Source organism: Frankia sp. CeCAU1, assembly GCF_977971845.1.
In genome coordinates this window covers 1-5,621 of the sequence record NZ_CDWWXA010000209.1, presented here as the reverse complement: position 1 = coordinate 5,621, position 5,621 = coordinate 1, and the positions used below count along the sequence as shown (strand labels likewise).

The following is a 5,621-nucleotide window of genomic DNA, read 5'->3' as shown; positions in this document are numbered from 1 at the left end:
GGACGGGAGGGGCCGTCACCGACGACGACGAGCCGGGTGTTCGGGATGTCGGACACCGCTCCGAGCAGCTCCACCCGCTTCTCCCGGGCCAGCCGGCCGACGTAGCCGACCAGGACCTCGCCGTTCGGAGCGAGGCGGCGGCGCAGCTCGTCGTCCCGGTGCGCCGGGTGGAAACGTTCGAGGTCCACCCCCCGACTCCAGCGGGCGACCCGTTGCACGCCCTGGCTCAGGAGGGTGTCGACGGCATCCCAGGACGGCGCGAGGGTCCGGGCCGCGAGCCGGTGTACGATGGCGAGCCAGTGCCAGATCGTGCGTTCCGCGGTGGCCAGCCCGTAGCGGGCGGCGAACGCGGCGATGTCCGTCTGGTAGACGGCGATGCTCGGTATGCCGAGCCGCCGCGCCGCGAACACCGCCTGCGCCCCGAGGCCGGCGGGCGCCGCCAGGTGGACGATGTCCGGGTTGAACTCCCGTAAGGCGGCGGGAAGCCCGGGCCACGGGACTGCGAAGCGAAACGCCGGGTAACCCGGTAGGGGAGCCGACGGCGCCCACAGCACCGGTGCACCGGCGTGGCTGCGTGCCGCCGCGCGTCGGGCGGCGGGCGCCGGAGCCGGCGCGATGACCATCGCCTCGTGCTGCCGGTCCCGCAGATGTTCCAGCACTCGACAGACCGTGTTCGTCACCCCGTCAACATGGGGGAGGAACGACTCGGTGATCACCGCTATGCGCACACGAGCACGGTGGCAGGGCATGGAGCCGTGCCGCAGACGGCCAGCCGACCGTTACATGAACGTTCTGGCACAGCTTGGTGCACCGTACGGGTGCACACGACCGGCTGTTCATCCGGTCGGCGGATCCGGGCCGGATTCCCGTCCGACATGGTGCCACTTGACATGATACTGCTTGACATGTTGTCACTTGAGGTGGTGTCACCTGACATGGTGCTAGCTGACATGGTGCTAGCTGACATGGTGTCGTCCGACACGGCGCCCGGCGGACGCCGTGGTTCCTGGTCCGCACCGTCGCACGCCTGCCGCCGGCATTTTCCCCGGGCGCCGGTGAGGAGGATATTTGGAGGCACGGGGCGGCGCACCGGTCGGGGAGTGAGAGCCATCGAGGTGTACGCGTGATGTTCAGGCGGCAGGACACGGTCCTGATCACGTCCGCGGCCCGGTCGCGGCAGTGGGACATCCATCGGCGGGAGGTGCGTTACCTCCTCTCGATGATGTTCCGGATGCTCTGCTTCGTGCTCGCCGTGGTCGCCTTCCACGGCTGGCTACGGTTCGTCGCCGTCGCGATGGCCGTGATCATTCCATGGGTCGCGGTGGTCATCGCCAACGGCGGTCCGACGCCCGAACGCGACCGGCCTGTCAGCTATGATCCGGGCCAGTCGGCGGCGGGCGAACTGCTGGCCCTGGAGGCCGATCCCCACCGGGTGGTCGACAGTGAGGGCTGGGTGGATGACGAGGGCTGGGTGCACGGCCATCCGGACCCACCGGGCCGGGATGGCACCGGGCTCGGCGAGGCGTCCGTCTCCGGACCATCGGGTTGACGTCAGGTTGAGCCGGTGAGGTGTATCAGCTTCACCACTGACTACGGACTCGCCGACGGCTTCGTCGCAGCCTGCCACGGGGTGATCCTGCAGACGGTGCCGGACGCCCGGATCATCGACGTGACCCACCTGGTGCCGCCGGGGGACGTGCGGCGGGGGGCGGCCGTGCTCGCCCAGACGGTGGGTTCCCTGCCTCGGGGGGTGCACCTCGCCGTGGTGGATCCCGGGGTGGGCACGTCGCGCCGGGCCCTGGCACTGCGCGCGGTCGGCGGTCACCTGGTCGGGCCCGACAACGGCCTGCTGATCTCCGCGGCCGAGCGGCTGGGGGGGATCGAGGCCGCGGTCACGCTGGCGGCGCGGCCCGCAACCCCCGCGACGTTCCACGGCCGGGACGTCTTCGCCCCGGTGGCCGCCGCCCTGGCGCGCGGGACACCGCTCCAGGAGGTCGGTGAGCCGGTGGAGCCGGCGACCCTGGTCCGTCCCCGGGCGGCCCTGGCCCGGCTACGCCCGGATGGGACCGTGGAGACCGAGGTGGTCCTCGTCGACACGTTCGGCAACGTCCAGCTCGCGGCCTCCGGCGCGCTGCTCGGCGCGGCCGGGCTGCGCCCGCCGGGTCGGGCGGTGCTGCGACCGCTCCGGCGGGACCGCCTGACCGGGGCCGAGCAGGCGGCCGGCCCGCTCGCGGCCGCGGGCCCGATGACTGAACTGGCCGTGGGGGTCACCTTCGGCTCCGTCGGCCCGGGGGAGGTGGTGCTCTACGTCGACTCGGCGGGGATGGCGGCCCTCGCCGTGCGCGACGGCGACGCCGCGCTTGCCCTCACGCTTATGCCCGGCGACCGCCTTACGCTGCGCCGCTGGGACGGGCGTCCGGGACAGGCGTCCGGGACAGGCGTCCCGTGAACAGGCGTCCGGGACGCCGCACCGCCCGTCGGGGGTCCGCACCGGTCAGCAGAATCCCGGGAGGGTCAGCCAGCTCGGCCCCGGGTCGGGAGCGTCATCGCGCAGGACCGTTCCCTCGATCTTGCCGTACGGTCGGTCCGCAGCGTAGTAGACCGTGTTGGGATTATCGAGCCCGAACGGTTCTAGATCAACCAGAAAGTGGTGTTTGTTCGGCATTGACAGGCGGATTTCGGCGACGTCGGCGTGCGCGGTCAGCGCCGCCTCGCCCATCCGGTACAGGGTCTGTTGCAGAGCCAGGCTGTGGAGGCTCGCGAAGGTGCTGACCAGAGCCGTCCGTACCCCGTCGAACAGCCGCCCGAAGTCGAGGTCTGACTGGACGTAGCGCCAGCGGGCGGTGACCTCTGTCGCCAGGATGCGGTCTGTCGTCTCGGGCAGTGTGGTGTACCGGTCGCGGAGAAACCCCGAGAATTCCGAGCCGGTCGACTTCAGCAGGACCAGCCCGGCGAGTCCGGACACGACGAAGGCCGTGCCACGGTCGAGGGTGACGACCGTCGTCCTTTTCTCCCCAGCCGACCTGCTGAAGGCATGGTCGTGCGGCACCCCATCCACCTGGATACGGTCCCACCGGTACTGCTCGATTTCTATCCGGGCGCCGTCGATCCCCGGGAGGGATCCGGCGAAATGGTGACCCAGCCGGATCGCGAAATCCTCGATCTGGCCGATTCCGTGCTCGCGGGCGAAGGCGTAGACGGTGTTTTTCTGCGCGTCCGTGGTGAGCACGTGCGCATTGTCGCCGGACAGGTGCGCGGCGGCGAAGTCACCACGAAGCGCGGTGGAGACGTTCAGATCGGTGATCTGGTGCACCGGTCCGTTCCGCGCCACGTGGACGAGACGGACCTCCGCCTTTCCATACTGATTGGGCCCGAGAACGATCGCCATGTGGCCTCCCTGCCGTGGGACGGTCATTTCCCTTGTCCGGAGTGCGCCTTTCGCCCGACCGGGTCGATCGGCCTGCCGCGGGTCCGACCGTCCCGGCGTCGTGCCGGCACCGGTGCGGGCCGGAGACCGCCGAACGTGGCCCGACCATTCTGCCGGACCGGGTGACATCCCGGACCGACGGTGAGTTTCGCGCGCCCGGCTCGTGTCGCCCCGGCCTGTCGCCCCGGCCTGTCGCCCCGGCCTGTCGCCGGGTGCCCCTCCGAGCCGTGTGGACCGCGGGGTGGGATCACGCGGTGGTGGCCCGTCCGGGCGGCTTCCGGCAATGGAAAGCCAGTGAGACGTCAATGGTCCCGCATGCCGGCGGTGCCGTGTACCGCCCAGTCGTCTCTGGTTGCGGAAACTCATCTGCGCGGGTGACGGGTTGCGTCTTCTTTGATATCGCCGTGGGTTCTGGCCGTCGTTTCGGGTGGTCGGTGAAATGTCCTCCGGGCCGGGCAACCTGGGAAGGCGTTCGTGCGTCAGAAGGGGAGAAGGGGAGGGGTGTATGTGGGACGCCTGGAGAGTGCTACTCTCCGTATTAAGATGCTCGACACCGGGTGATGATCTGCCGGTTGGCGCCGTAGATTACGCTGATCGAGGGTACCTGGGGTTGATCTCTGGGTACCGTTCGGACGTAGCTTCCCGTCCGGCGATGCTGCCGGCGCGGTCTTCGGGAGGGGGCATTACATGTCTCGCTCGGTAATGATTCCCCCGCGTATTTCCCGTGGGTGGGGTCACTCGGCCCGGCCGGAATCCCGGCCGGCGGAATCGCCTGGTCGCCGGCCCCGGCGGTGGCCGGGGGGGACGCTTCTGCTCGCCGCGGTGCTGGCCGCGGCGGCCTGTTCCGGCGGGGGGGCGTCACCGGCGCCGGCCGGGACCACCCCCGCCCCGGATCCGGCGGCGAGCGTGACGGTCACGCCGGGGGACGGCGCTACCGGGGTGGCGCTGACCAGCCCGATCGTCGTGCGCGGCAACGCCCCGCTGGCCGCGGTCTCCGTCAACCGGGGGGCGAGCGCGTCGGAGAAGACGGAGCCGGGGACAATGCCCGGCACCTTCTCGGCCGATCATCGGACCTGGACATCCTCCGGTGGGCTGTTCGCCGACTCGCGGTACGACGTCGAGGCGTCAACGTCCCCGGCGACGGGCATCGCCGGGACGACGTCGGTGCGGACCAGCTTCGTGACCGGCGTCCCGGCGAAGTCGTTCAAGGTCTCCTGGGAGCCGGTCGCGGGCCAGACCGTCGGGATCGGCGCGCCGATCAGCCTGACGTTCAGCGCGCCCGCGTCCAGTCGGGCCGCCGTCCAGAGCCGGCTGGTCGTACGGACCGATCCGCCGGTCCTCGGCGCGTGGAACTGGCTGTCGAACCGGGTCGTCATGTGGCGACCGGAGGGGTACTGGAAGCCCGGGACGAAGGTGCACGTCGAGGCTAACTTCGCCGGCTACGACGCGGGCGGGGGCCGGCTCGGGGTCAAGGACCGGGCGATGGACTTCGTCATCGGCTCCGCCCAGGTCTCCAAGGTCGACTCGGCCACCCACACGATGGAGGTCTTCCGGGACGGGCAACTGCTGCGCACGATGCCGGTCAGTCTCGGCAGACCCAGCCTGCCGAGCATGGACGGCCCGCACAACGTGCTGGGCAAGTCACCCGAAGTGATCATGGACTCGGCCACCGTGGGCATCCCCCAGGGCAATCCGGACTACTACTACGAGAAGGTCCAGTGGGCTGTCAACTACACCAGTGGCGGGCAGTACGTGCATTCCGCCCCCTGGTCGGTGCCCTCCCAGGGGCGAGCCAACGTCTCCCACGGGTGCGTGAACGCCTCACCCGCCGACGCCCAGTGGTTCTACAACTTCACCCGGCTCGGTGACATCATCGACATCGTCAACACCGGTCGGCCGCCGGACACCTCACAGCTCGGCAACGCGTGGTCGGTCCCCTGGGCCACGTGGAAGGCGGGCAGCGCGCTGCCGGTGTCCGACCAGCTCGCCCCCGTGGTGAGCCTCGACTCCGCGGTGAGCACAGTCACGCCCGGGCCCGTGGCCGCCACCCCCAGGACCGGCGCGGCGGGCGCCGGCGCCTGACCGGGCGATCGCGGGCCTCGCACCCGCGGCAGCGTGGACGACGCCCGGCCCGACCGGTTCGGTGCCGGGCGTCGCCAATGTGCGCCCTCGGCCGCTCCCACCGCTATGGCGG

At 70.8% G+C, this 5,621-nt stretch carries 5 protein-coding genes; 3 read left to right on the top strand and 2 right to left on the bottom strand.

All coding sequences use genetic code 11. From position 1 onward, the window contains the following. A partial coding sequence (locus AC08OO_RS22250; RefSeq protein ID WP_476619024.1) for a glycosyltransferase occupies positions 1-716 on the bottom strand: 716 nt, incomplete at its 3' end. Between the two features lie 410 nt (positions 717-1,126). Here AC08OO_RS22250 and AC08OO_RS22245 point away from each other — a divergent pair. Both AC08OO_RS22245 and AC08OO_RS22240 read left to right on the top strand, forming a co-directional pair. Continuing rightward, complete coding sequence (locus tag AC08OO_RS22245) at positions 1,127-1,549, top strand: DUF3099 domain-containing protein (RefSeq protein ID WP_476611625.1); 423 nt, start codon at positions 1,127-1,129, stop codon at positions 1,547-1,549. 15 nt (positions 1,550-1,564) lie between these two features. Further along, positions 1,565-2,449, top strand: a complete 885-nt coding sequence (locus tag AC08OO_RS22240) for an SAM hydrolase/SAM-dependent halogenase family protein (protein WP_476619023.1) — start codon at positions 1,565-1,567, stop codon at positions 2,447-2,449. Between the two features lie 45 nt (positions 2,450-2,494). Here the strand turns inward: AC08OO_RS22240 and pucL are convergent, their stop codons facing one another. Then, on the bottom strand, positions 2,495-3,388 hold the full coding sequence (gene pucL, locus AC08OO_RS22235; RefSeq protein WP_476611623.1) for a factor-independent urate hydroxylase: 894 nt from the start codon (positions 3,386-3,388) through the stop codon (positions 2,495-2,497). Positions 3,389-4,333: 945 nt separating this feature from the next. Between pucL and AC08OO_RS22230 the strand changes: the two genes are divergently transcribed. Continuing rightward, positions 4,334-5,509: a L,D-transpeptidase gene (locus AC08OO_RS22230; RefSeq protein WP_476611622.1), complete on the top strand. Its 1,176-nt coding sequence runs from the start codon at positions 4,334-4,336 to the stop codon at positions 5,507-5,509. Positions 5,510-5,621: the final 112 nt, after the last annotated feature.